At 59.9% G+C, this 25,816-nt stretch carries 25 protein-coding genes, 1 tRNA gene and 2 pseudogenes; 22 read left to right on the top strand and 6 right to left on the bottom strand.

Annotated features, from left to right (window positions below; all coding sequences use genetic code 11):
• Positions 1-44 precede the first annotated feature (44 nt).
• Together M2281_RS21745 and M2281_RS21740 are read right to left on the bottom strand one after the other, a co-directional pair.
• Positions 45-740: an MOSC domain-containing protein gene (locus M2281_RS21745; RefSeq protein ID WP_425537787.1), complete on the bottom strand. Its 696-nt coding sequence runs from the start codon at positions 738-740 to the stop codon at positions 45-47.
• Positions 741-817: 77 nt separating this feature from the next.
• Positions 818-891 (bottom strand) — tRNA-Cys (locus M2281_RS21740).
• Positions 892-1,109: 218 nt separating this feature from the next.
• Between M2281_RS21740 and M2281_RS21735 the strand changes: the two are divergent.
• The 4 genes and pseudogenes from M2281_RS21735 to M2281_RS21720 all read left to right on the top strand — a co-directional run.
• A pseudogene (locus tag M2281_RS21735) lies at positions 1,110-1,202 on the top strand (IS6 family transposase); the annotation flags it as partial.
• 64 nt (positions 1,203-1,266) lie between these two features.
• Entirely contained in the window at positions 1,267-1,833 is a 567-nt protein-coding gene (locus M2281_RS21730) for a hypothetical protein (RefSeq protein ID WP_280823282.1), read from the top strand.
• Complete coding sequence (locus M2281_RS21725; protein ID WP_280823281.1) at positions 1,830-2,528, top strand: hypothetical protein; 699 nt, start codon at positions 1,830-1,832, stop codon at positions 2,526-2,528. Before M2281_RS21730 ends, M2281_RS21725 begins: the two co-directional genes overlap by 4 nt.
• The gene (locus M2281_RS21720; protein ID WP_280823280.1) at positions 2,525-3,253 is read left to right on the top strand and encodes a protein phosphatase 2C domain-containing protein; all 729 of its coding nucleotides are present in this window, start codon (positions 2,525-2,527) and stop codon (positions 3,251-3,253) included. The genes M2281_RS21725 and M2281_RS21720 overlap by 4 nt, the downstream gene beginning before the upstream one ends.
• Before the next feature lie 22 nt (positions 3,254-3,275).
• Here the strand turns inward: M2281_RS21720 and M2281_RS21715 are convergent, their stop codons facing one another.
• Positions 3,276-3,605, bottom strand: a complete 330-nt coding sequence (locus M2281_RS21715) for a hypothetical protein (RefSeq protein ID WP_280823545.1) — start codon at positions 3,603-3,605, stop codon at positions 3,276-3,278.
• A 963-nt stretch (positions 3,606-4,568) separates the two neighbouring features.
• Entirely contained in the window at positions 4,569-5,189 is a 621-nt protein-coding gene (locus M2281_RS21710) for a TetR/AcrR family transcriptional regulator (protein ID WP_280823279.1), read from the bottom strand.
• 185 nt (positions 5,190-5,374) lie between these two features.
• Here M2281_RS21710 and M2281_RS21705 point away from each other — a divergent pair, with 185 nt between their 5' ends.
• The 7 genes from M2281_RS21705 (at position 5,375) to M2281_RS21675 (ending at position 12,052) form a co-directional block, all read left to right on the top strand.
• Positions 5,375-6,559 (top strand): ABC transporter substrate-binding protein, encoded by a 1,185-nt coding sequence (locus M2281_RS21705; protein ID WP_280823278.1) that lies wholly within the window; start codon positions 5,375-5,377, stop codon positions 6,557-6,559.
• 52 nt (positions 6,560-6,611) lie between these two features.
• The gene (locus M2281_RS21700; protein ID WP_280823277.1) at positions 6,612-7,469 is read left to right on the top strand and encodes an ABC transporter permease; all 858 of its coding nucleotides are present in this window, start codon (positions 6,612-6,614) and stop codon (positions 7,467-7,469) included.
• A complete protein-coding gene (locus M2281_RS21695) occupies positions 7,466-8,233 on the top strand; it encodes an ABC transporter permease (protein WP_280823276.1) in 768 nt (255 codons plus the stop codon). Before M2281_RS21700 ends, M2281_RS21695 begins: the two co-directional genes overlap by 4 nt.
• Positions 8,234-8,235: 2 nt before the next feature.
• Positions 8,236-9,030, top strand: coding sequence for an SDR family NAD(P)-dependent oxidoreductase (locus tag M2281_RS21690; RefSeq protein WP_342394293.1), 795 nt, complete (start codon positions 8,236-8,238; stop codon positions 9,028-9,030).
• 16 nt (positions 9,031-9,046) lie between these two features.
• The gene (locus M2281_RS21685) at positions 9,047-9,829 is read left to right on the top strand and encodes a creatininase (protein WP_280823275.1); all 783 of its coding nucleotides are present in this window, start codon (positions 9,047-9,049) and stop codon (positions 9,827-9,829) included.
• Positions 9,830-9,852: 23 nt separating this feature from the next.
• A complete protein-coding gene (locus M2281_RS21680) occupies positions 9,853-10,980 on the top strand; it encodes an ABC transporter ATP-binding protein (RefSeq protein WP_280823274.1) in 1,128 nt (375 codons plus the stop codon).
• Between the two features lie 163 nt (positions 10,981-11,143).
• On the top strand, positions 11,144-12,052 hold the full coding sequence (locus M2281_RS21675) for an NAD-dependent epimerase/dehydratase family protein (protein WP_280823273.1): 909 nt from the start codon (positions 11,144-11,146) through the stop codon (positions 12,050-12,052).
• An 897-nt stretch (positions 12,053-12,949) separates the two neighbouring features.
• On the opposite strand, the pseudogene M2281_RS21670 reads toward M2281_RS21675, so the two are convergent.
• Both M2281_RS21670 and M2281_RS21665 read right to left on the bottom strand, forming a co-directional pair.
• Positions 12,950-13,042, bottom strand: a pseudogene (locus tag M2281_RS21670) (IS6 family transposase); the annotation flags it as partial.
• A gap of 108 nt (positions 13,043-13,150) precedes the next feature.
• Positions 13,151-13,975: a MerR family transcriptional regulator gene (locus M2281_RS21665; protein ID WP_280823272.1), complete on the bottom strand. Its 825-nt coding sequence runs from the start codon at positions 13,973-13,975 to the stop codon at positions 13,151-13,153.
• A 158-nt stretch (positions 13,976-14,133) separates the two neighbouring features.
• Here M2281_RS21665 and M2281_RS21660 point away from each other — a divergent pair, with 158 nt between their 5' ends.
• The 11 genes from M2281_RS21660 to cofH all read left to right on the top strand — a co-directional run bounded on the left by M2281_RS21660 (position 14,134) and on the right by cofH (position 25,529).
• The gene (locus tag M2281_RS21660) at positions 14,134-15,582 is read left to right on the top strand and encodes a purine-cytosine permease family protein (RefSeq protein ID WP_280823271.1); all 1,449 of its coding nucleotides are present in this window, start codon (positions 14,134-14,136) and stop codon (positions 15,580-15,582) included.
• A complete protein-coding gene (locus tag M2281_RS21655; protein ID WP_280823270.1) occupies positions 15,579-16,376 on the top strand; it encodes an alpha/beta fold hydrolase in 798 nt (265 codons plus the stop codon). Before M2281_RS21660 ends, M2281_RS21655 begins: the two co-directional genes overlap by 4 nt.
• The gene (locus tag M2281_RS21650; protein WP_280823269.1) at positions 16,373-16,933 is read left to right on the top strand and encodes a nuclear transport factor 2 family protein; all 561 of its coding nucleotides are present in this window, start codon (positions 16,373-16,375) and stop codon (positions 16,931-16,933) included. The genes M2281_RS21655 and M2281_RS21650 overlap by 4 nt, the downstream gene beginning before the upstream one ends.
• Before the next feature lies 1 nt (position 16,934).
• Positions 16,935-17,936, top strand: coding sequence for an LLM class flavin-dependent oxidoreductase (locus M2281_RS21645; RefSeq protein ID WP_280823268.1), 1,002 nt, complete (start codon positions 16,935-16,937; stop codon positions 17,934-17,936).
• A gap of 30 nt (positions 17,937-17,966) precedes the next feature.
• Positions 17,967-18,701: a DUF1028 domain-containing protein gene (locus M2281_RS21640; protein ID WP_280823267.1), complete on the top strand. Its 735-nt coding sequence runs from the start codon at positions 17,967-17,969 to the stop codon at positions 18,699-18,701.
• A 13-nt stretch (positions 18,702-18,714) separates the two neighbouring features.
• The gene (argE, locus tag M2281_RS21635; protein ID WP_280823266.1) at positions 18,715-19,854 is read left to right on the top strand and encodes an acetylornithine deacetylase; all 1,140 of its coding nucleotides are present in this window, start codon (positions 18,715-18,717) and stop codon (positions 19,852-19,854) included.
• A 146-nt stretch (positions 19,855-20,000) separates the two neighbouring features.
• Complete coding sequence (npdG, locus tag M2281_RS21630; protein ID WP_280823265.1) at positions 20,001-20,666, top strand: NADPH-dependent F420 reductase; 666 nt, start codon at positions 20,001-20,003, stop codon at positions 20,664-20,666.
• A 6-nt stretch (positions 20,667-20,672) separates the two neighbouring features.
• Positions 20,673-21,440, top strand: a complete 768-nt coding sequence (gene cofE, locus M2281_RS21625; protein WP_280823264.1) for a coenzyme F420-0:L-glutamate ligase — start codon at positions 20,673-20,675, stop codon at positions 21,438-21,440.
• On the top strand, positions 21,437-22,429 hold the full coding sequence (cofD, locus tag M2281_RS21620; RefSeq protein WP_280823263.1) for a 2-phospho-L-lactate transferase: 993 nt from the start codon (positions 21,437-21,439) through the stop codon (positions 22,427-22,429). The genes cofE and cofD overlap by 4 nt, the downstream gene beginning before the upstream one ends.
• Entirely contained in the window at positions 22,426-23,130 is a 705-nt protein-coding gene (gene cofC, locus M2281_RS21615; RefSeq protein WP_280823262.1) for a 2-phospho-L-lactate guanylyltransferase, read from the top strand. The genes cofD and cofC overlap by 4 nt, the downstream gene beginning before the upstream one ends.
• A complete protein-coding gene (gene cofH / locus M2281_RS21610; RefSeq protein WP_280823261.1) occupies positions 23,127-25,529 on the top strand; it encodes a 5-amino-6-(D-ribitylamino)uracil--L-tyrosine 4-hydroxyphenyl transferase CofH in 2,403 nt (800 codons plus the stop codon). Before cofC ends, cofH begins: the two co-directional genes overlap by 4 nt.
• The last annotated feature ends 287 nt before the right edge of the window (positions 25,530-25,816 follow it).

Raw genomic sequence — 25,816 nt, 5'->3', positions numbered from 1 at the left:
CAGGCGCAATTCGGCAATTGCGCGGCCATTTAGCTTACGCCCGATCAGGCCGATGGCGAAGACTCTCCCTGAAGGCGCCGTGACCAGTCTTCGACCTGCCGGGTCTGAAGACGCTTTCGGGCATAGCCTCGCCAGCTTTCCGGCAGATGGTCGAGTTCGACCATGGCGGCAAGTTCGTGATGGTTCATGGTGTCGACATAAAGGACGCGCCAGAGCCGCTGGATCGTCCATTCCGGGGAAATACGGTCCAGCGGGTAGAGCTGGTCTCCCGGCTCGACGTATCCGGGCTCAAGCACTCTGTAGTACCATCCGGTCATGCCCGATTTCTGGACCCGTATTGCCATGTCGGCGGTATCGAAGCGCGCATTGAGCTTCCAGCAGGGCTGGCGGCCCTGGCTGACCTGAACGACTGCTCGGCCGAGCCTGAATGTATCGCCGATGGCGACGTCCTGTTCGGTCAAGCCCCGTGTCGACAGGTTCTCCCCGAAGGCCCCCGACCTGGAGAGCACGCTGCGGCTTCCGAGAGCGGCGATCCAGTGCGCATAATGCTCGTAGGCATAATGATGGACTGCTTTTTCGATGCCACCATGATGCTTGCGGTCGCCTTGGGCATCACCGACAAATCCTTCCGATCCCAGAAAGATTCGGCTCCCTACCGGGTGCTTGTCGATGCCGCTTGGCGCGGCACGAGGGCCGAGCGGCGCAATCGCCCCGATCAGGATTTCACCAACAATCGCCATTTCCAGCGCCCCCGCATGTCGCGAGACAGCCCGCCCGGCGACTGCCAGCACCGGGTTGCCCACATTTCATAAGCTGTTGGAAGCCGGACCTGGGATTGAACCAGGCTAAACGGATTTGCAGTCCGTTGCGTCACCACTCCGCTATCCGGCCTCATGGCATCTCTCTAACAGCACATCTGGCTCCCGATATCAGCCGGATTGATGATACTTGCTAGGCCGATTCCCGATCCCCGACCACATCGGTCATCGAACCAAGGCGGCTCCGCAGACTGGAAGAGGGTGCTGTCACATTGTCTTTTTGGCAAGTATCTTTGGGTAGTTGCGGGGCATGAGCAGGACCGACCTGACCTATAAAACCACCGCTATCCGATCGAAATCATCGCCCGTGCTGTCTGGCTCTACTTCCGCTTCAATCTGAGCCTGCGCGATGTTGAGGAAATGCTGCTCGAGCGCGGTATCGTCCCATTGACATCAAGCGCTGTCGCCTATTTAAGTGTCCGCTGTCCGAGGACAGAGGACAGTGGCGATGAAGAGCCAGGATGTAGTCGTCCTGCTGAAGCTGGCGAGCTTGGAGGACGAGGTCAAGGAAGCCGGTCACGAACCCCCACCGCCGAGGCCGTTTGGGGGCGAGGACATCTATTCTGTTCGCGGGCTGGAGGCTGCGCTCGGCATCAGCAAAACCGAGGTCGGCGCGTCTCTCAAGCGCAGCATCGAGTCGGGGCTCGCGATCAAAGACCGAGCGACAGGCCGCCACAAACCGAACCGGCGTCTCCTGCGCGACTTCATCGTTCACGGTCTGAAGTTCGTCTTCCCGGCCAAGCCTGGCGCCATGCAGCGCGGCTTGCCAACGGCCTTTGCCGCACCGGTCCTGAAAGAGTCCTTGCATAGCGCCGGACACCTCATCTGCGTCTGGCCTTACGCACATGGCAAGGATCTGGGGCAGGTGATCGAGCCGCTTTTCAAGAGCGTGCCGGAGGCCGCCGAGAAGGACCAACGGCTCTACGCATATCTCGCCCTTGTCGATGCGATCCGGATCGGCAATCCACGTGAGAGCCACCTTGCCGCGGATCTGCTCAAAGCGAGGTTGGGATGACGGTCGAGGGTCAGTTAAAGGCCATGCTGACGACCGTCGCCGAGGCGCTCGGCGAGGAGTTGCGCGGGCGTCTTGCTTTTGTCGGAGGCTGTACCACGGCGCTCTACATCACCGATCCCATCGTCCTGGAAGGAGTAAGGGCGACCGACGATGTCGACCTGATCGTCGATCTTGCCGGCTTCGCCGAATGGGCAGAACTGTTGGAGCAATTGCGCGCACGCGGATTCTCCGAGGCGCAGGATGCCGTCATCTGCCGCATGAAACTGGGCGAGCTTAAAGTCGACTTCATGCCCGACGACGAAAAGATCCTTGGCTTCAGCAATCGCTGGTACGCGAAAGGGATCGAGACAGCGGTCGAAACGCAGCTCACGGATGCGCTTGCGATCAGACGCCTCACACCACCCTTGTTTGTTGCGACCAAGCTGGAGGCCTATCACGGGCGAGGCGAAGGCGACTTGATCGCCAGCCGCGATGCGGAGGACATTCTTCTGCTCGTCGATGGACGTGAGGAACTCACGGCGGAGATCGCGGCGGCCGAGCCCGAAATCAGAGACTATATCGCTGAGGGGATCGCCGAGATGCTCGCGGATCCCAACTTCGATCATTTCCTCGCGGGCAACATTCGCGGTCCCGCAGGTCGCGCCGACATTGTCTATGATCGCCTCCTGGCGATCAGCAAGTTGGACATGCCTTGAAGGCCTTCGATATCCGATGGCACTGTCGACAAGGCACGAGGACCGAAGACAATCGCGATCACGCCGGCATTGGGCGTCGCGGCGATGCCATGATGGCCATCGTCCTCGATGGAGCAACGTCAGGGACGGACAGCGGCCGTTTCGCCCGCGAGATCGCGCGTATGATGGTCGACTGGTTCGTCACCGCAGCGGTAGAGGTGAACGCCAACACGCTGGTCGCACAGCTTCGCACAACCCATGCAACGCTTGCGAAGGCGTATCGCATGGACTCGGCGAGTTACGTCTTGCTGCATCTCGACGTCACGCAGCCGGCACTCGTCTTGCACGCAGGCGATTGCCTCGTCGGCCAACGCGACGCAATCGGTCAGACGGCCTGGCTTCTGCAGCCCCACACGCTCGCAAACGCCCTGCAGATGTCGGTCGAAAACTTGGCGAAGCAGGAAATTCGTCACAAGATCACGCGCAGCTTCCGATCAAAGCGCTTCATGGCGCCCGATCTGAATTCTTTCGCGCTCGACGATCGGCCACTGCTCGCAGCGACGGATGGATTCTGGGCGGAGTTAAGTACCGACCAGCAGAGCGCATTTCTCGAGGGTCGGCTGCCCTCGATCGCGGGCGAGCGCGATGATTGCGGTGTCCTCTCGATCTTGCGAAACGCCGGCGAGCCGACAGCCGGAGTCGGCGGGCTACATTCCCCCGACACGATCTATTTCAGGCATGGATGATGGCGAAGAGACTGCAGATAGGTCAGCGACAGGCTAGCCGTATTTGCCAAATGGGGTCCGCGGAACGGCTTGCGTTCATCGCTGCGGGCACGCGAAACCGGATGAATGCGCCCTCATCGCGTACGGAAAGGTCAATCACTTCGGCCGTGGTCGCCACATGCCCCGCCATCAGGTGGCCACCAACTTCACCGTTCATTTTAGCAGAGCGTTCGATGTTGACGAAGTTGCCGGATTTGAAACGGCGTAGGTTGGTACGGTCGAGCGTCGCCGACATAGCCTCGAAGGTTACGCACGTTCCTGCAACTTCTGTCACGGTCATGCAGGTGCCCTCGATACTGACACTCGCGCCGATCGCGATCCCACTTCCAAATGGATGAAGGATAGCGCGCGACGCAGCGGGAGCGGCGAATTCGTTTCATCCCCGGCGACGATGGCATCAACGATCTGGCTGTGCTCGCGAATTGAGGTGCGTAGGCGGTTTTTCGGGCCTTATTCGGCCTGAATGCTTGGACGTTTACGCAGGGCTCTCCTGTGCGAGCGAATAGCCCTCGGTAACTTGGAGCGATCTCGTATTAAACGGCGATCCGGAATGAATGTTGGGGTCGGCCAGGTCTGAACACCTGGACGGTTCTTTGTGCTTCACCCACAACGCGAGCGTACGTTGCATCAGCGGCTAGGACGCGCCAGGCTACTCCTCCGGCGCGGCAATCGAGGAGATGGAACGCCTTGCTGGCGAACTTGCTTCGGCCGGGGCATTCCCTGCAGGAAATCCAGCTTGGTACGGATTTCCGGGTGCGCATCAGAAACGCATGCAGGGTCACGAGTTCCTTTGGCAATTACGTTATGGGCTCAAGGCGATGGCGGGGCAGCTGATGAAGCTTCCGCCTCGTGCTCAGGATCTTTCCAGATCGAGATCGTCTCGCTGTGAGGTTTTCGCAGGTCCGGGCTCGGTAGCGCTCAAATCACACCCCCTGTCTCCGACGGATCTGACGACATCAAGCTTCGCGGCGATCTCATCGGGCGATCCGTCCCGGATCATTCTGACTATCTCAGCTTGCACGCCGTTGTTGCGATATCAATCGTTCCAGCCACGCTGCGGCGGGACCGGAACGTGGTCGCTAGCGCCCGGCGTGATGTGGTAGTTGCCAGCTACAGCATCTTACGGGCGATGGGTAGGCTCACCACCGATCGCCTACAAGGGGGTCAATATTGCACGCCGATAGAGGGTCAATTTTGTGCGCCGATTGACATCGCAGACTCCCGATGAGCGGTAGAACATGTGCTTCTGCTTATCCGGTCAAACAATCCAAGGTGTCTAGCTGGGGACACTGATCAGGGTCGCGAGCGGTGTGTGTTGCCAAACCACCCGCCGCTTCAGTTCGTCGACGCTCATGGAGTCATCGCGTGCGAATTCGGTGAACATCATGTTGAGGTTGTTGAAGATCATTTCACCAACGGCCTCGACATCAATTTCTGGCCGTACAAACCCTTTTAATTGCAGACGCCGGACGAGGGCGGAAACCTGCTGGGATATGCGCTTGTCAAGTTCAGTATAGCGTTGACTGAAAGGCGTCTCGGGGCGTTGAATCGAAGTGGCTACGGCGGTACGCCACATTTCCTTGTTGAAGTATACAAGCGACAGACTGAAGTAGCGATCAATCAGAGTGCTCAACGCCAGTTCAACAGAAAGGGGCGGGTGTTCGACCACCTGCTGACCTGCCGCTAGAACTTCCTCGACTTGCATTGAGACCATGGCGAGCAGAATGTCGCCCTTGTTTTTGTAGTAGTTGTAAAATGTCCCGACAGCGATGTTGGCGCTATCCGCAATGTCTTCGATCCGCGCATTGTCATAGCCCACGCAGAGAAAGAACTTGGTAGCCGCCTCCAGGATGCGGCGATTGTTGTCCGCCTTCTTCGTTTCACGAATTCCAACCATTCCCTATCGCCTCGTTGTCGGTCTGGTTCACCGGCGCACCCGTCTCAGTCTTCGAAATAGCGCACACAATTCCCCTTGACTCAAAAAATGAATGGCTTCAGAAATAAAATGAATGCATTCATAATTGATAGCTTTGAAACTTCAAAGCGGCTTCGTCAAGACGCAACAGCCAAGGGGAGATGGTAATGTCGCAGGAATTCGAAAAGCTGAGGAAAGCCGGTCTGGCGATGTCGAGTCCGTCGGGGCTTGCACAATTCAGATCCTTCGGCATGACAACACGCCGCGACTTCCTGCGTCTCGCCGGTGCCGGCGCCTTGATGTTTGGAACCGGTCTTGGGCAAGGGCCTGCAATGGCCGCCGAGACGGTGAACTTCTTCGGCTGGCAGGATTATGACACGGCGCTGGATGCCAACGGCTTCTTCGCCGCCAACGATATCGCGGTCAAATCGACCTACATGACCGACAACAACGAGATCATCGCCAATGCCAAAAACGGGGGCATAGGCAACATGGACCTGGTCACCCCGGATTTGTTGTACGGGCCCTTCATGGCCCAGATTGGTTTGTTCGAGCCGTTGGACCTGGCGCAAATCCCAAACTTCTCAAGCCTGTTCGCTCCCTTCCAGGCGATGGCGGCCGCGAAGATGGACGGACAGCAGTTTTGCCTGCCCTTCGCCTGGGGCAACGTGGTGCTGATGTATAATGCTGACGTCGTGAAGGAAGCGCCAACCTCCTGGCTCGACATGCTGAAGCCGGAGTTCAAGGGGAAAGTCGGCCTGACAGCCGAGATGTCCCATCTTGTTATACCGTTCACCATGGCGGTCGCTAAAACCCGGGCAGCGACACGCATCACCAAGGAAGCACTTGCCGAAGTCTACGCCACGCTGACCAAGATCAAGAAGGAACAGGCTCGCTCGATCGCTCCGAGCTTTGGTGACCTTGCCGCTCAATTTGCTTCCGGAGAAATCGTCATTGCACCTGCCTGGGAGCCCGTCTCGGTTTGGGCAGGGGAAAAGGCGCCGACGCTGAAATGGTCATTTCCGGTAGAGGGCTCCTTCTCCTTCATCGACAACATGGCCTTGATCAAGGACGCGCCGCACAAGGCGACAGCTTACAAGCTGCTTAATCAATCGCTGTCGCCGGAAGCCCAGGCCAACGCGGCTAACAAGAACATGACGGCCGTGACTGTCGAGAAGGCGCTGCCTCTGCTCGATGCCAAGCCGCGCTCGCTTTATCCCTACGAGGATGTCGCCGGTTTCTGGGCGGCGAGAGGCGACGGCATGCCGCCACTTTGGCCGGTGGAAAAGGACGGCGACTTCGTGACGCTCGATGACGTCTTGTCCGGTTGGGAAGAATTTCTGCGGGCCTAGATCCTAGCCAACACGGTTGCGCGCTTCTTTACGTTCTTCATAGGGAAATCTCATGGCTGGATTTCGATTGCCGAGGTCAGTGGGCCTTCTGTCGCCGTCGCTTGGCGCAAATGCGATCTGCTTCGTTGTTCCGCTTGTGTATTTTTTTGTCCTGAGTTTCCTTCAAGTACGGTCGTTTCAGGTCGTATTTGATCCGACGACAAGCAATTATGTCAGGGTTCTCCAGCAATATTCCGGCCCCCTGGTATCAACTCTTTCGCTCGCCGTCACAGTGGCGGCGATCGTGACGGTCATTGGTTTCATCTATGCCTCGGCATGCCGTTTCATCGGAGGTTCCAAGGGCGGCTGGCTTCTGGCAATAGCCATGATAACGCTGTTTGGCGGCTATCTCGCCAAGCTTTATGCGTGGCGCACAATCCTCGGCGAAAACGGCATTCTCAACACCGGCCTGATCGAACTGGGGTTGATCCAGGCGCCGATCACGGCGCTTCTCTACAACAACTTCGCCGTCGTTCTTGCCCTGACGCACTACACGCTGCCGCTCGCGATCCTGCCCATCTATGGATCGCTTCGCGCGATCGAAGATTTACCGATCGCCGCGGCCCGCGACCTCGGCGCAACCGATTTCAGGATCCTCAAGGATATTATCGTGCCGCAATGTGCGACGGGGCTCTTCTCGGCGTTCGCAATGACACTCTTGTTCGTAGCAGGGGATGCAATCGCGCCGAGACTGCTGGGCGGCACCTCATCGAGCATGGTCGGTGTCTTCATCCAGGACCAGTTCGGCTTTCGCGTCAACGCGCCGATGGGCTCGGCGCTGGCTTTCACGGTCATTGCTGGTTCGGCGATCATTCTTCTCATAATCGGGCTCGGTGGCGGCCGTCTCGTTCGCCAGGGGGACCAGCCATGAACCATCGCCTCCTGTGGGCTGCCGCGTTGGTTGTCGGCACGTTCATGATACTTCCCTTGCTGGTACTCGTCTTCTTTGCGTTCAGCAGTTCCCCTTTGCTTCGCCTGCCGCTTGAGGGCCTTACGTTCAATTGGTTTCTGCGGCTGGCTGAAACCCAAGGATTCCTAGGATCGCTGACCAACAGCCTGCTGATATCAGCAAGCGTTGGTATTGTATCGACAATGATCGGTACTCTGGCTGCCTTTGGCCTGTCGACCGGCAAGTCGCGCTTCTCCGGCACCTATGTTTCGATACTCGCGCTTCCCCTGATGGTGCCTCCATTGGTGCTTGGGATCGCCTTCCTTTCGTATTTCTCAAGCCTAGGGCTTCGACTTGGCCTTCACGCTACGGTCATCGCCCAGGTCGTCACATTGCAGCCAATTGTCGTTCTGATCGTCGTCAGCCGGCTGTCCGGATTTGATTGGGCGGCGGTCGACAGTGCACGAGACCTGGGTGCTTCATCTTGGCGCACATTCATCGACGTCACGTTTCCAATAATCCGGCCGACAATTCTGGGCGCGGCGCTTATCGTCATGGCGCTTTCGCTGGATGACTTCATCATAACCTTCTTCACCATCGGTGGCGAAAACACACTGCCGACATTGCTTTGGGGAATGATGCGCAAAGGCATAGACCCGCGAATGAACGCGTGCGCGCTCATCGTGGTTGCCTTCACATTGCTGCTTGGCGTGATCGCCCTGCGCCTCACCAGAAATCCCGATTGATCATGATATCCGGGAGCAATTTGAGTATGCCGCATACTTTCGCATCCATGGCAGGGCGACGTGCTGTCATAACCGGTGGTCTTTCAGGAATAGGCCTAGCAGCGGCGCGATTCTTCGCCGCTGCCGGCGCCTCGCTAGTGCTCATCGATCGGAAAGTGCCCCAACAGGGTGGGTTGGCCGATCTAGGATTTAGCCGGGAAACCACCTTCCTGCAGGCAGATGTTTCGGACGACGGTGGAATCACCGAGGCCATGAAGTCCGCGGCGGAGCGGCTCGGCGGAATTGACGCGCTGGTCACCGCAGCCGGAATCGCCAGGGCCGGAACCGCCCCCGAAACGTCGCTGCGCAATCTGGACGATGTCATCTCAGTTAATCTCAAGGGCACTTTTCTGAGCTGCCGCGCAGCCATTCCCGTGATGACGAGGACCGGCGGCGGTTCGATTGTCACGATTGCTTCGGAACAAGGGATGGTCGGCGTGCCGGCGATGGCTGCTTATTCCGCAAGCAAGGGCGGTGTCGTGCAACTGACCCGTGCGTTGGCGGTCGATCACGCGCGAGACGGTATTCGCGTCAATTGCGTATGCCCGGGGCCGATCCTTACCCCCATGCTGGAGGAATTCCTGGACGGTACCGGCGACAGGGCGGGACAGCTGAAAAAGGAAGCTGCAACCACGCTGCTTGGACGCGTCGGCAGGGCCGAGGAAATCGCCGCTGCAGTTCAATTTCTGACGTCCAACGCCGCATCTTTCGTGACTGGCGTGATCCTGCCGGTCGACGGCGGCGCAACCGCCCACTGACCAAAAAGGAGCGAACATGACTGCCGAAGTCGAAATGAGCCGTATGAGTTGGACAGAATATGCTCACGCCATCGATAGCCGTGACCCGGCCATCTTGATACCGGTGGGATCAATCGAGCAACACGGACCCCACCTGCCGCTAGCGACAGACTGCCTCATTCCGGAGGCGATCGCCCGTGCGGCAGCCCACCGCGCCGGCGCCCTGGTCGCGCCGACCCTGACATACGGATCCAAATCGGTTCCGCGCTGTGGTGGCGGGCAGCATTTCTGCGGCACCACCAGCCTCGATGCGTCGACGCTGATAGCTCAGATCAAGGATATCGTCCGCGAACTGGCCAGACACAACGTAAGCAAGGTGGCGTTCGTCGTCGGTCATATGGAAAACCAGTGGTTTGTGACCGAGGCTTGCGACCTTGCATTGCGCGAGTTGAAGATGCTTGGAATGCGGCAGCCCAAGCTCATGAATGTAGGCTACTGGGAGTTTCTCTCGAAGCACACGATCGACAAGGTTTTCGGCGACAGTTTTCCGGATTGGTCGCTCGAGCATGCCGGCATCATGGAGACATCCATCATGCTGCACTGCCACCCAGAACTGGTGAAGATGGACCGCCTCGAGGACCACGCGCCAGCTGCGTTGCCCAAGTTCGATCTATGGCCCTACGACGAGAGCTTGGTACCCGCATCTGGCGTGCTCAATACCGCCAAAGGCGCAGACGCGGCAAATGGCAAAATCTTCTACGACGAGTATGTTCAATCTCTGGCTGGCGCTCTTAGCGAAGCCTTCGGCGACAGCCGATGATACATCCAAGAGTGGTCCATCGCATGAACATGTCTATTACCCCTTTGAAAATCCAAAGCTTCCCAGCCCCTGACCGGCGGTGCGGCAAAGGGACTGGAGAGCGGCCAATCGTGTCGATGCGAGGTGTTCGCAAGGCATTCGGTGGCTACCGGGCTGTCGACAACATCAACCTGGAGATTTTTCCGGGAGATTTCGTTGCTATCCTGGGCCCGTCAGGATGCGGGAAAACCACGCTGCTGCGCATGATCGGCGGTTTTCTGCAGCCTGACGAGGGGGCGATCGAGATCGACGGCGTCGATGTGACGAAACAGGGACCAGCACAAAGGCCGACAAACACCGTTTTCCAGGGATATGGATTGTTCCCGCATATGTCGGTCCGCCAGAATATCGGCTACGGTCTCAAAATCGCCGGCAGGCCGAAATCTGAAATCGATCAGATCGTGGACTTGAACCTGGGGTTGGTCAGAATGACTGAATTCGCCGGGCGCAACATTCGCGAGCTTTCAGGTGGACAGCAGCAGCGTGTGGCCTTGGCGCGGGCCTTGGCCATGCGTCCTAAAGTCCTACTGCTGGATGAAAGCCTTGCGGCCCTCGACCTAAAACTTCGCCAGCAAATGCAGAGCGAGCTTCGTGCCATCCATCAGGAAATCGGCGGTACCTTTGTTTTTGTCACGCATGATCAGGGGGAGGCCTTCTCTCTGGCCAACAAAGTGGCAGTGATGAATAAGGGCCGGATCGAACAATTCGCCTCGCCCTCCGAGATTTACCACAGACCAGCAACATCCTTCGTGGCGACTTTTGTCGGCGAAGCCAATGTTTTCAAATGTCGCAGGGACAATGGTGTCATCGCGCTAACCGAAGACGCGGTCTTTCAACACTCCGGGCCCAGTGGCGATGTCACTGTGATGGTGCGTCCCGAAAACATCAAGCTTTTGAAAGACGGTTCACCGCGTGCCAGTGAGATCTCGCTGAAAGCGAAAGTCGCTGACAAATCGTTCCAAGGATCATTCACGAAATTGTCTTTCATTGATGATGGTGGGCGCGAAATCGATGTCAACCTCGGTAACGATGCAGATCTTGCGCGGATCCAGATTGGGGAAGTTGTCACCCTGTTTTGGCCAGCCAACAGCATGATCGTCTTCGACGAATAGGCCGGAGTGCAGCGCTCGCCGATTTGCAGCGCGGGCGTCGTGCTCCAGCGTGTGCCTGCCTGAACCAAGGCGCATAACAACTCACCATCCTCAGTTGCCCGGGATCGAGTGGTCTCGGCGAGCTGCCCGAGCAGAATTCGTACCTCAAAGGATCGCAATCGACATGTCCCCGATTCTCGTCACGGGTGGCCTCGGCTACACCGGCCGCGCCATTGTCCGGCAACTTGCTGCGCAAAACATCCAGGTAATCAGCTACAATCGTGACTATTCCGAGCAAAAAACCGACATCATCACTTCTGTGCAAGGCGAACTCTATGACATCCCGCGCCTCGTCCGGACGATCGAGAAATACGGAGTCGACCGCGTCATCCATACGGCTGCGCTGTCACATCCAGACCTCTCCGTCGAGCTGCCGCTGACCACCGTGGTTGCCAATATAGATGGCACGGTTAATGTAATGGAGGCGATGCGGCTTGCTGGCATCAAGCGATTGGTGAACTTCTCCTCTGAAGCCGTCTACGGCAACCATCTCGGTCCGGTTAACGAAAGCTCGTCTACGCTACCGACGACGCCGTATGGCGTCACCAAGCTGGCAGTCGAGCATTTCGGACGGGTCTACAACGATCTCTATGGATTGCAGACGATTTCGCTCCGTTTTACTGAGGTTTATGGTCCTGGCAACCGCATGCCGCAAATCTTGCGCGACATCATCAAAACGGTGCTTCGCGGCGAGCCGTTCGTTGTGGAGCGGGGCGCTGATCACCTTTACCACTTCATCCATGTGGAGGATGCGGCGCGCGCGACCATTCTGGCCGCGACAGCCGATAATGTGCGGAGTTCGGTTTTCAACATTTTTGGTGACGGTGCATGGACGCTTGGCAAGGCCGCGGGCCTCCTGCGAACGCTTCTCCCGGATGCAGCGATCTCTATCGGTCCAGGCTATTTTGACCTCGACCGGCATGGTCCATGGGACCAGTCAGCCGCGATCCGAGAACTCAATTATAAACCGACTCACACTCTCGACGAGGGGTTGGTGAGCTATGTTCGTTGGTTGGAGACGAACGAATACTGACCTGTTGCGAGCCTGGATCATTTGGCGGTTTGCTAAGTTTCGAGGGAACGAAAACGTGCGGGACCGACGCGGCATCGCGACGCTTTGCGTGTTTATCGATAGTCTGGGAGAGACTTGAAAGTGGCGGGCTATTGGTGCCGAAGCAAGTCCGCCCCTCGCCACATGGAACCACTTGAGCTGTACGGCCGTGACGGCCTTCCCAACTTTGACATACCGGTCGATCGGCTTCAAGGAATTCCGCGTCAAGCTGCGCTTGATCTCCATCGTGCCGGACTAGACAAGATCAACCTGCGCCTCAATCCGGAGGTCCGCGAGGTCGATCCGACGACTTCCATCAGCGCCAACGGTCAGAGCCGACCGATGGGGTTGTGCCGGCGCTTGCGGATCTGGATCAGAGACCAGCTAACTTCACGGCGCCTGAAGTGCAGTCATTCTTCGGTCCCAAGCGATTTATGTGCGCAGATAGTTTCCACCGTTGATGTCGAGTACGGCGCGGGAAATGAAGCTTGCAGCATCCGAGCAGAGAAATGCGACGGGCAGCGCCGCCCGAGGAGCGGCCGCCGCGCCACCGCCGCCGGTACGTCTATCTCGCTCAGCATAGTGGTGTCGACGGTGCCGGGGCGACACCAACCAGCGCCCCCTGCGAGGTGAACCGCGCTGTCAGATATCGGGTCAGCGTATGGATCGCGCGCCCTTGGTCACGCCGTAGTGCGGGGGCAACGCCCGGAAGGTACCGCCGGTATGGCCGGCGACCGATCCGATGCCGCGCCGTGGGAGTGAAGCTTGTCGGTGACGATGCACTTCGGCGGACACCTCTGCTTTGTCTTCAACCGGATCAGCGGCCACTTGGCGGCCTTGGTGTTGCGGCGGTTCCGTGCTGATCACCCCTCCCGCCAGCGCCACTGCAATGCAACGTTCCATCAGCATCTCTTCCGCCAGACGTAAGCTCAGCGGAAATCGGAAGTAGAGCCAAACCGTGTGGGCGATCACAGAAGGCGGGAAGGGATGGCGTTTTTAACTGACAGTGCGCTGGATCATGACTGCCGACCACCAGCCAACAGCTTCATCGTTGGTAAACCTGGCATCACCGGTCGACCCTTACCGAGACCGTTTCACGTTTAGCTGTGCCCACGCGCCATCGGCAATCTGCTCGACCCAAATGGCTTGCGCCGGGACATCGCCAGAGTTCTCCCAAGAATGTGGCGTGTTCTTTGGCAGGATGATGGAGTCACCCTGCTCGAGCTTGATCGCCTGCTCGTCGACGACAAAGTCCAGACACCCGGCGAGCAGGAATGCAAATGTCTCGCCAGGGCGGGTGTAGCGGCCGCCGCTGCTTTCTCCGGGTGGGACCGTGAGCAGTGCCGGCTCCAGATTGTGCCCAGGCAGAGCAAGTTCTTCCCAAATAACTTGACCGCTCATGATGCCGCGCGCGCGTTCATCCTTGCGAACGACATTGGGATGCGTGGCCCGAAAGTTCGCCATTGCGCTCATCGGAATGAGGAATGCATCGGCAATCCGCGATATGATAGCGGTCGAGACGCCCGTTTCTCCTCGCTCTATCGATGACAAGAATGCCGGCGAGATTCCGATCCGCTCGGCAGCCTGGCGCACTGTCAAACCGCGGTCGCCACGGGCCCGCCTTATTGTCGACCCGTCCCATTGGCGGGTGCCGTGCCCCGGGTCCCGTGTATCGGCCAGGGACGTACGGATCGAAGCGGGATTCCATCCGTGGCGGCGACGAAGTTCGACGATCTGGTGGACCCGCTGGACATGCTCCTCACTATAGAGCCGATGTCCACCCGCGCTCCGCTCGGGCACGACAAGGCCCTGCGCTTCCCAGACGCGCAGCGTCTGCGCACTGATCCCGCATTCCGTTGCGACTTCACCGACCGTTCGAAACCGCGATCCGCCTTCTTCACGCATTCCGCGCCCTCAACATTCGATACGTCCTATCGGTAGCCGCAAAAAACAGATTGACAAGACCTACAAGCCAACAATAGGTTTTGTAAACTGACAAGTCTATTGTAGGTTTGAGGGTGGACGTAGCCTGAACGGGCAGCACCAAAGGGGAGGGGACAACGATGAACGCGGCCGCCGCGCATGACGCGGATACGGCGCCTCGTGGAGGCGTGATCGAGGCGTATTCGATAGACTACATTCCGCGCTCCGCGCGCCACGGCAAGGCCTGGCACCAGGGGCCGTTCTGGTTCACTGGCAATTTCGTAATCAGCACGATGATCGTTGGCTTTGCAGGTCCCGCCCAGGGGCTTTCGCTTGGATGGTCCATCCTGGCCTCGTCGCTGGGGGCGGTCTTGGGCACCTTCTTCATGGCTTTTCACGCCAATCAGGGCCCCGCCATGGGCCTGCCCCAGATGATCCAGTCGCGAGCCCAGTTCGGTATGCGCGGCGCTATCATACCGCTGTTCGCGGTTCTGTTCGTTTACATCGGTTTCAGCGTATTCGGTCTGATGCTGGTCACGCAGGTCATCAATCTGGCGCTGCCCGGCAGTCATGCCGTCTGGTATCCCGCCATCATCGCGTCGTCGTCGTTTCTCGCAATCGCGGGACATGACCTGCTGCACGCGGTCATGCGCCGGCTGATCTATCTGGTCGTTCCGATCTTCCTGATTGTCACGGCGATCGCCGTCGCGACATTGCACGCAAACACCGAACAGGGCGTCGGCTCGTTCACAATGAGCCTGTTCCTCATGCAGTTCGCCGCGGCGGCCGGATACCAGATCAGCTATGCCGTCTACGTCTCCGATTATACCCGTTACCTTCCCGCCGAGACGTCGAGCCGTGCTCTCATCGGCTGGACCTTCTTGGGCGCTGCGCTGTCGTCGATCTGGCTGATGTCGCTCGGCTCGCTGATCGCGAGCGCGGTCGTGGTGTCCGATGCCGTCGTAAGTATGCGCGAAGTGGGCGACACGCTTTTCAAGGGGTTCGGTACGTTCGTGGTTGTCACGTCCGTAGTTCCCTCGTCAATCGCGATCATCGGGGTCAATGCCTACGGATCGATGCTTGCCGGCATCACGATCGCCGAAGGCTTTCGCGACCTGCGCCCCACGGCCGCTACGCGCGTTGTCGGGATCGGGATATATGCGCTGGCGGTGCTGTTCATAGCCTTCTCCATATCGGGAGATTTCCTGAACAATTTCACCAACTTCTTCACGATCATGCTCTACGTCCTCATCCCCTGGACGGCCATCAATCTCGCCGATTTCTATGTCGTGCGGCGCGGACATTACGCCATTGCGGATATTTTCAATCCCGATGGCATCTATGGACGGTGGGGATGGCAGGGGATCGCAGCCTATGCCGCCGGTTTCGTCGCCATGGTGCCGTTCATGTCGACGGCGTTCTATGTGGGGCCGGTCGCGCGGCAGATCGGCGGCGCTGATCTCGCGTTCCTGATCGGGCTGATTGTCGGAGGGGTCGTCTACCTTTTCCTGATGCGGGGCTACGACAGACACGCCGAGGATGCGGCGATCGAACGTAGCGCCAAGCTGCTCGACGGGGCGGCATCATGACCTCCCTGCAGGAACTGCCGGCACCGGCCATCAATAGCTTATCGTGGCTCGCGAAGGACGGCGCCGGGGAACTGATACTGTTCGTTCATCCCGCGAATTTGAGCGGGGGCTGCTGGTCCGGCGTTGCCGGGCTGCTGTCGGATGGTTTCGACTGTGTGGCTGTAGATCTGCGTGGCCATGGCGGTTCGGACCGCCGCGCTCCCTACGCCATGGAGAAATTCACCGACGATGCGGAGCGAGTGATGCTCGAGCAGGACGCCGCTCGAGTTCATCTCGTCGGCGCCTCCATGGGAGCCGCGGTGGTCGTGGAGCTCGCCGCCCGCCACCCCGCCCTGGTTGCAACGGTCACCACGCTTGGTGGGGCATTTCTGCCTGGAGAGGAAACCGGCAGCGAATTTCTCAAATCGATCGACGAGTCCGGACCCGACTTCGCCCTGCGCCAGGCAAGCCGCGATGCCTTTGCCGCGGGGGCGCAGCAGCACCTAGCCGATCTGGTTTTTCGCGATCTGAGCGTAAACGATGGACCGACCGTCGCCGCCATATGGCGCGCGGCGCTGGCGACCGATGTCAGGCCCTTGCTCGCGGCTCTCGCGGCGCCGTGCCTCGCAATCGTGGGTGCTGAGGACCGGACCTGCCCGCCCGACGAGTCGGTCTGGTTCGCCGGGGCCGCCGGCTGCGGCCTGACCGTCCTGCCCGATGTGGGCCACCTGCCGATGTACGAAGCGCCATCCGCCGTCGCGGGGCTGCTTCGGGAACACATTGAACGAAACACCAAAAGGAGTTCGCAACAGTGACGGATCAGCGCGTATCCATTGACCGCCAAGCATCCAGGGAAGACGTCGAAGAGATCCTTCGCCTCAACCGTGAGTGGTGGGAATCCAATATCGGCTGGGACATTCCCCGGATGGTGAAAGTGTTCCCTTCGCCGGGCAACGACTATCTCATGTTCAACTTCAATGGCCACCCCTATTTCGGCATGGGGGAGAAGGTCCGTCTGTGGGAATGGTACAGTGATCTCATCGCCCAGACGAAGCTGCACGATCTTCGCATCATGCGGCTGGAGGTTCGCGGCGATATGGCCTGGCTCGCCTGCGAGGCATGGATCGAGGCGAAGCTGCTCACGGACGGGGAATGGACCGCCGACAGTATCGGCGATGCTGCCTATGCCCGAGCGACCGAAATCTATCATCGCGACGATGGTGCGGGTAAGCCCGTCTGGCGGATGTGGCATACCCATATCAGCCCTCTCCCGGAGCTGAGCGAGAAGCGTCCCGGCGGTTTTGAAGACAGCACCGTGAGCCGGGGATTGGGCTGGGCGCCGTGGAACCCGTTTCCGAAGCAGGAGGCGTAAGATGAGCGAGGCACAAAAATCCCGGCCAAGCATCGGCGTATTGCTGGGCAGCACGCAGACGCCGGCCGAAATATTGCCGGCGGCTATTGCCGCCGAACGGGCCGGTTTCGACGAAATATGGATCGGGGAAGACTATTTCTTCACGGGCGCGATTGCGGTTGCCGGCAGTCTTCTGGCGTCGACACAACTGCCGGTCGGAATAGGCATCGTCCCGGCCGTGTCGCGGCATCCCGCGCTTTTGGCCATGGAACTGGCGACGCTCGCGGGCATCTTCCCGGGGCGGCTACACGCTGGCATCGGCGCCGGCGTGCCGGAATGGCTGGACGGGATGTCGCTGCGGCCTCGCTCGCCGCTCGGTTCCGTGCGCGATACGCTTGGCTGTGTCCGTGACCTGTTGAAGGGGGAGCGGGTCAGCGTCGAGTGCGAGACTTTCGCTGCCCACGACATCGCCCTCGAACATGCGCCTGCTTGGGTACCTCCGCTCTATGTCGGTGCGAGCGGCCCGAAAGCGCTGAATATGTCGGGCGCGCATGCGGATGGTTCCATCCTCTCGGTCCTCGCCGGCGTCGACTATGTCCGCTGGGCGCGCGAACGGATAACTGAAGGTGGAGCTCGGCCGGATCACCGGCTGGTCGTCTATGCCTTCTGCGCGGTAGACGACGACCCGCAAAAGGCGCGCGAGATGCTGCGCCCGCTTGTCGGCCTTTATATGCTGACGGGACCTCGCAATCCGATGACGGAGGTACAGGGGATCGCGGTCGAGGCCGAAGCGCTGGCCGCCCATGGCCTCGACGAAGGTACCTCCCGCATCCCCGACGCCTGGATTGATGCCTTGACGATCGTCGGCACGCCGCAGCAATGCCGGGACAAGATCGCCGCCCTTGCCGAGGCCGGAGCGGATGCGATTGTTCTCGGCTTTCCTCCCGACCAGCAAATCCAGACGATGATCGATCGCGTGGGGCATGAGGTCTTGGGTATCAAAAATACATCCTACGCGTCGTGAGAACGGACCGTTCCAAATTTGGAGGGTGTGATGATTGAATTGAATACATTTTCTATTTCGGCGCGATGCAATGTTACGGGTATGCTTGGCGTCGCGGTCTCGACCGCGGTTCCCGCGGTCGGTGGACTTTGCCCCTTCATCAAGGCGGATGTGGGGACAATCGCCACCCAAGCGTGGGTCAATCCCTATCTTGGTATCGATGGGGTGAAGCTTCTGGAAAGCGGATGTTCCGCCGAAGAGACGTTGCATCGACTGATAGATGCTGATCCAGAGCGTGAAGTCCGGCAACTGGGTATCGTCGATGCCCAAGGGCGTTCCAGCGCATTCACTGGGAAGGACTGCGTGGGGTGGGCTGGCCACATTGTGGGCGATGGCTACACAGTCCAGGGAAACATGCTGGTTGGGGCCGCCACGATTGAGAAGATGGCTGCCGCAGCCGACGAACTTCGTTCGATTGAACTTCCCGAAAGGCTCATGCGGGTACTGGAAGCCGGGCAATCCGCGGGCGGAGACAAGCGGGGGAAACAATCGGCGGCCCTGAAGGTATATCATCGCGAAGCCTTCCCCTGGCTCGATATCCGCGTGGATGAGCATCCCGACCCGGTGGCGGAACTGCGGCGGGTATTCGAAATTGCAAGCCGACAGTTGCTGCCGTTCACGCGCGGAATGCCCTCAAGGGCCGACCCGCGAGGCGCCCTGGCCGAAAGCGTCACCGCAATGCTGATGCTGCCGCCGGAGCACAGACCCGGAAGCAGCCGGTCATGAGCGGGCAATGACAATGTCCGACACCAAACAGATTCTTGCCGACCTCGTCAGTTTCGACACGACGAGCCGCAACTCCAACTTGGAGCTTGTCTCGTATGTCGAAACCTATCTTGCGCGATTTGGAGTTGCTTCCCGGCGGATACCCGACCTTGCCGGCCATAAGGCCAATCTTTGGGCTACGATCGGAGAGTATGGCGACGGCGGGATCATCTTGAGCGGCCACACGGACTGTGTGCCAGTCGATGGCCAGGCATGGTCCACTGAGCCATACGCGCTTACGGAGAAGGATGGCCGTCTCTATGGGCGCGGCGCCTGCGATATGAAAGGTTTTCTTGCAAGCGTCCTGGCAGCTGTCCCCGAGATCAGCCGACGAAAGTTGTCCCGCCCAGTGCATATCGCCATGTCCTACGATGAAGAAACAGGATGTATCGGGGTTCGTCCTTTGATCACTGAGATTGCTCGACTTGGGTGCCGGCCAAGTGCCTGCATCGTGGGGGAACCGACGTCGATGGGCGTGGTCACCGCCCATAAGGGGGGCCGCGCCTATCGTTGTAGCTTCGAGGGGTTGGAAGCTCACTCCAGCCTGTCGCCGCGTGGCGTCAATGCCATTCAGTTCGCAGCGCGTCTGGTCGCCATTATTGACGAACTGGGGGAAACGCTAGCGCTTGGTCCCCATGACCCCGACTTCGATGTGGGGCACTCCACCATCTCCACCAACATGATCGAAGGCGGCTCGGCCATCAACATCGTTCCGAGAGCATGCAGTTTCGAGTTCGAATTCCGGAACACCGCTGACATCGATCCGGACGTGCTATTTGACAGAATTCAACAGCATGCCGACGAGGTACTGCTGCCGTTGATGCGAAGAAAGCATCCAGGCGCAAGCATTCGCTTCGAGCAGATCTATGAATACCCTGCCTTCGAAATCCAAGATGGGCATCCTTTGGTCAAGCAGGCCAGAGATCTGACGGGCTGCAATTCTCGCCAGAAAGTAGCCTTTGGCACTGAGGCCGGCCTTTTCCAACGTGACCTCGCGTTGCCGACGATCGTCTGCGGGCCGGGCAGCATCGCGCTCGCCCACAGGCCGGACGAGTATGTGACAATTGCCGACCTCGGCGCTTGTGACGCCTTCATCCGAGCAATGTGCGTGTGAAGAAAACCAAGGACCGGGGGATTGCCCTTGCTTGTCGTCGGTTTCCCGGAAGCCAACGCGCCAGGGCTGTTGCGAGAAGCGCTTTGATTTCGAAGAGCGTCAGCTTGGCCGCCCACCGTCTCAAACATATTCTGAGGTAAGGAACTATGTCGGACTCCTCCAAACCTGTTATCGGGATCATCGGTGGCACTGGGGATCTCGGCTCCGGTCTGGCCAAAGCCTGGGCAGTGGCCGGTTACACAGTGGTGATCGGATCACGCAGCCGCGAGAAGGCAGCCGCACTCGCGCCGCAACTCGGCGCGGGTGTTGTTGGTGAGGACAACGTCGCCGCGGCGCGTCTGGCCGACGTCGTGGTGCTCGCCGTTCCATTCGCAAGCCACGATGCCACGGTCGGCGAGATCAAGGATGCCGTGCAGGGCAAGATCGTGGTCGACGCGGCGGTGCCGCTGGTGCCGCCTAAAGTGTCTACGGTCCAGCTCCCGAGCGCGGGCTCAGCCGCGCAGATCGCCCAGCGCCTGTTGGGTGAAGGGGTTCGCGTCGTCTCGGCCTTCCACAACGTGGGTGCTTCGAAGCTTCACAAGGGCGGGCGGGTCGACTGCGACGTCCTGGTGTTCAGTGACGACAAGGATGCCCGAAACCAGGTCATCGAGCTCGCCGGCGCGGTGGCGAACCGCGGAGTTGGCGGTGGCGCTCTTGCCAATTCGGCTGCCGCGGAAGCGCTTACCTCTGTCCTGATCTGGATCAACCGCCAGTACAAGGTACCCGGCGCGGGCATTGCCATTACCGGCCTCGCGGATGCCGACGCGGTGTGACCTGACATGGCATCCGCATCACTTTCGTTAACTGCGCTCCCCGGCATACCGCTGATCGCCCCCGGCGACGACCTGCCCGCCCTGATAATCGCGGCACTGAGGGAGGCGGGGCTGGGGCTGGTCGACGGCGATATCCTCGTCGTGGCCCAAAAGATCGTGTCCAAGGCGGCGGGTCTGTATGTCGACCTCGATGATGTCGTGCCCTCGCAGCGTGCCCGGGACATCGCGGCGAGGGTCGGCAAGGATCCCCGTCACGTGGAGGTCGTGTTGCGTGAGGCCGACGAGATCGTGAAAATCGGGCCGCATGTCATCGTGGCGGCCCACAGGCTCGGCTTTGTCATGGCGAATGCCGGCATCGACGAATCGAACATCGAGCACGGTCATGGCGGCCGCGTGCTGTTGCTTCCACGAGATCCCGACGGCTCGGCAAGTGCGCTGAAGCAGTGTCTCGATCAGGCCTTTGGCGTGTCCTGTGGCGTAATCGTCAACGACAGTTTTGGCCGCCCCTGGCGCAACGGCGTGGTCGGCGTCGCCATCGGGGCGGCCGGGGTGCCGGCGCTGGTCGACCGGGTCGGGGCCAAGGACCTTTTCGGGCGCAGGCTGAAAGTGACTGAAATCGCCGTCGCCGACGAGATTGCTTCAGCAGCGTCGCTGCTTATGGGGCAGGCGAACGAGGGGCTGCCGGTGGTCCTGGTTCGCGGCTATCGCGCGGCTTCACCCGTAGGTCCGGCTGCGTCGTTGATCCGCAGTCGCGAGAGGGACATGTTCAGATGAACAAGAGCTATCCAGAAAGGGCTGGCCGGGTGGTCGCCCTGTGTGGCGGTGTTGGTGGCGCGAAGCTGGCATTCGGTCTGGCGCACATTCTCGGCAACGACCTCACCCTGCTCGTCAACACGGGCGATGATTTCGAGCATCTCGGCCTGACGGTCTCACCTGATATCGATACCGTCCTCTATACGTTGTCGGGCCTGGCCAATCGTGAGTTGGGCTGGGGGAGGCAGGGCGAAAGCTGGAATTTCATGGAGGCGCTCTCGACGCTCGGCGGCGAAACCTGGTTTCGGCTCGGCGATCGCGACCTCGCCATCCATGTCGAGCGAACGCGCCGCCTTCGGGCGGGTGAAACCTTGTCAACCATCACCAGCAGTATGGTCGACCATTTCGGGATCGAAGCGCGAGTGTTCCCGATGAGCGATCAGAAAGTCAGTACGGTGGTCGCGACGCCGGAGGGACCTTTGCCGTTTCAGCGTTACTTCGTCGAACGACGTTGCGCCCCTCGCGTCGCCGGCATCACGTTCCAGGGAGCGGTCGAGGCGGATGCGCCGCCGCAAGTTATTTCGGCTCTGAACGATCCGGCGTTGAGAACGATAATCATATGCCCTTCTAACCCGTATCTCAGCATCGACCCGATCCTTGCGGTACCAGGCATTCGGTCGGGCATCGAGAGGGCCGATGTTCCCGTGATCGCGGTATCACCAATCATCGGCGGCAAGGCCGTGAAAGGCCCGACCGCCAAAATCATGGCCGAGCTCGCCGTGCCGGCAACTTCAAAGGCGATCGCCGAGCATTACGGCGGGGTGATCGACGGACTGGTCATCGACCACGCCGACGCTGATGATCGGGAAACGGTCAACTGCCCGGTGCATGTAACCACATCGCTGATGACGTCGGACGAGGATCGCATCCGGCTCGCAGGCGAGGTGCTCGATTTTGCATATCGCCTAGCCCCAAACGCTGAGGCGATAACCCTGCGGCGGGGCCAATGATGGGCGCGGATTCACCTTCGAACATTTGTGCGCTGGTCCCGATGAACCGGCTAGGGGCAGCAAAATCGCGCCTGGCGCCGCGGCTGTCCGGGAAAGAACGCGCTTGTCTCGCAAAAGCGATGCTGCGCGATGTGCTCGATGTGCTTTTGCAGACCAGGCAACTGGCCGGCATCGCCGTGGTGACCAGTGATGCGACCGCCGCAACCATAGCGCGCGTCCACGGCGCGAGCGTGATCGACGATCATGATGAAAAGACTGTCAATGGTGCCGTCCGACGCGGTCTGCATACGCTTGCGGCGGCTGGATATGACGGAGCGCTGGTTGTCCCTAGCGACATACCTTTTCTCTGCGTCCACGAAGTCGAGGCGGCGCTGTCGGCATTGTCCCGGTGCGGCGTGGTGGTAGTGCCGGCAAGCCGAGACGGAGGCACCAATCTGCTCGGCCTTGCCCCGCCATATGCCATGGAGCCCGCCTTCGGCGACGACAGCTTCGCCCGCCACCTCGCTATTGCACGAATGGCAGGCTTCGAGCCGGTGACGCTGGCGCTGGAAGGGGCGGGACATGACATCGACGTCCCTGCGGATCTGTGGCCGGCCGTTTCAACGGGATCTGCGGTGCTAACGCGCCGACTGCTTTCACAGCTCGGATTAATCGACATGCCGATGAACTCCGGCATCATTCAGGGGGCCTTGTCGTCATGAACCACGCCGCGCTGCTGACCGACTTCGCACCAGAGAGGAGGTTGACGCGCGACGAGGCGCTGTCGTTGATAGAGATTGGCGACCTGCGGCCGCTGCTGGCCGCTGCTGGCCGCCGACGCGATGGGGCTCATGGCGACCAGATCTCCTATTCCCGTAAGGTGTTCATTCCGCTCACCCAACTCTGCCGCGACGTTTGCCACTACTGCACCTTCGCGCATCCGCCCCGCAAAGGGCAGCGTGCTTTTTTGACGCGTGAGGACGTATTGGCGATTGCCGAGGCCGGCAGGAAGGCCGGCTGCAAGGAGGCTCTGTTCACACTAGGTGACAAGCCGGAGCTGCGCTATCGGGTTGCGCGCGAGGAGCTGGCGGCGCTTGGACACGTCACAACAATCTCCTATCTGGCGGAGATGGCGGCGCTGGTACTCAAGGAAACCGGGCTGCTGCCGCATGTCAATCCGGGCCTCCTGGATGATGATGATATCGTCGCGTTGCGCCGCGTCTCAATCTCGCAAGGGATCATGCTCGAAAGTGCGTCAGAGCGGCTGTGTGCGAAAGGCGGCGTACATTACGGCTCGCTCGACAAGCTACCGGCCGCACGACTGGGTACCATCCGGCGCGCGGGCGAACAGAATGTGCCATTTACGACCGGGATATTGATAGGCATCGGAGAAACCCGCGCCGAACGCATCGACTCCTTGCTCGCGCTGCGCGATCTCAATGATGCCCACGGGCATTTGCAGGAGATCATCGTCCAAAACTTCCGCCCCAAGGCGGGGACGAAAATGGCCAATGTAGCAGCTCCGGACCTGGAGGATCATCTCTGGACGATCGCGGTAGCGCGACTTCTGTTTGAGCCTGAGATGAACATTCAGGCACCGCCCAATCTCAGCCCGGGTGCGTTGGAGCGAATCATCCGGGCAGGTATCAACGATTGGGGAGGCGTGTCGCCAGTCACGCCGGATCACGTCAATCCCGAGGCACCTTGGCCGCATCTCACTGAACTAACCGACGTGACCAGATCAGCCGGCAAGGACTTGGTCGAACGGCTGGCAATCTATCCGGCCTTTGCAAGGCAACCGATCCGGTGGGTCGATGCCGACCTTCACTTCCCGCTGTACAATCAAGTGGATGCCGACGGCTGGCCGCGAACCGACGCCTGGTGTCCTGGTCGGGCCGATCCCATCCCTTCAGCCGAAGTGCTTTTGCTCCATGCGGGTCAACGCCGGGTTAGTGACCATGTCGGCACTGTCCTCGACAAGGTAGAAGCCAGAACGAAGCTCGACGAGCATGACATCGTCGCGCTATTCCGGGCGCGCGGCAACGACTTCGCCGCGGTTTGCAGGACCGCGGACGGCCTACGAAGACAGGTGAACGGCGACACTGTCAGCTACGTCGTGACCCGCAACATCAACTACACCAACATCTGCTATTTCAAATGCCAGTTCTGTGCCTTCTCCAAGGGCAAGCTCAGCGAGAACCTGCGTGGGCGGCCCTACGATTTAGACATGAGCGAAATAGTCGACCGCGTTCGGGTAGCCTGGGAGCGTGGCGCATCCGAAGTGTGCATGCAAGGCGGAATCCACCCATCCTACACCGGAGAAAAATACCTTGAGATTTGCCGGGCAGTGAAAGAGGTGGCACCTGGGATTCATATGCACGCCTTTTCACCGCTGGAGGTCTGGCAGGGCGCGAAGACGTTGGGGATGCCGGTGCCTGAATTCCTGGCTAAGCTGAGGTTGGCCGGCCTCGATACGCTTCCAGGTACTGCAGCCGAGATACTCGACGATGAAGTAAGGGCGACGCTGTGCCCCGACAAGATCAACACTCAGGAGTGGCTGGACGTGATGCGAGCGGCTCATGGTCTCGGCTTTCGTTCCACGGCCACGATCATGTTCGGACACATCGAACGGTATGAACATTGGGCGCGGCACCTGATCAGGATCCGCGATCTCCAGGTCCAGACGGGCGGGTTCACCGAGTTCGTTCCTCTGCCGTTCGTCCATATGGAGGCGCCGATCTACCTCAAGAGCCGGTCACGGCCCGGGCCGACCTTCAGGGAAACGGTCCTCATGCACGCGGTCTCCCGGCTTACTCTTCACCCCCACATCACCAACATCCAGGCTTCGTGGGTCAAGCTCGGACCGGACGGCGTTCGACATTGCCTCGACGCCGGCGCCAACGATCTCGGAGGAACCCTCATTGATGAGAGCATCTCCCGGGCTGCGGGCGCCACCCACGGCCAGGAGATGACGCCCCAGCGGATGGAGAGCATTATCCGCGCCGCCGGTCGCCAGCCTCGGAAGCGCAACACTGTCTATGGCAACGCGCTTGCGTCCGGACCCAAACTCGCAATCGCTGAATTGGACCGATCAGAACTTGATCCAACATCGCAAAGCTAAAGGCAAATCCGCGCCTCACCGATATGTCGGATCGGGTCCGTCCGCATGCACTATACGTTCAATAGTCGCTGGTGAAAAACTCGGGACGGTTTGGATACGGGGGCGCATTTTGCGCAATTAGACAGCATCGACAGCGCATGGGAGCATGGAAAAGCTGGGGGTCTCGTTCTGTCTGAAAGCAGATGGGTGGATGGCTCCCGCCGTTGACACTTTTTGTCCGCAAAGCGTTACGGCGAGCGCAGGTTCTGCCGTTCTTTGCCAAGCTTCCCCTGCCTCGTCGGCAAGGA

The sequence above is a fragment of the Pseudaminobacter soli (ex Li et al. 2025) genome, assembly GCF_029892515.1.
Taxonomy (GTDB): domain Bacteria; phylum Pseudomonadota; class Alphaproteobacteria; order Rhizobiales; family Rhizobiaceae; genus Pseudaminobacter; species Pseudaminobacter soli_A.
Note: the sequence above shows the minus strand (reverse complement) of the source record. Positions and strands in the feature narration are given on the sequence as shown.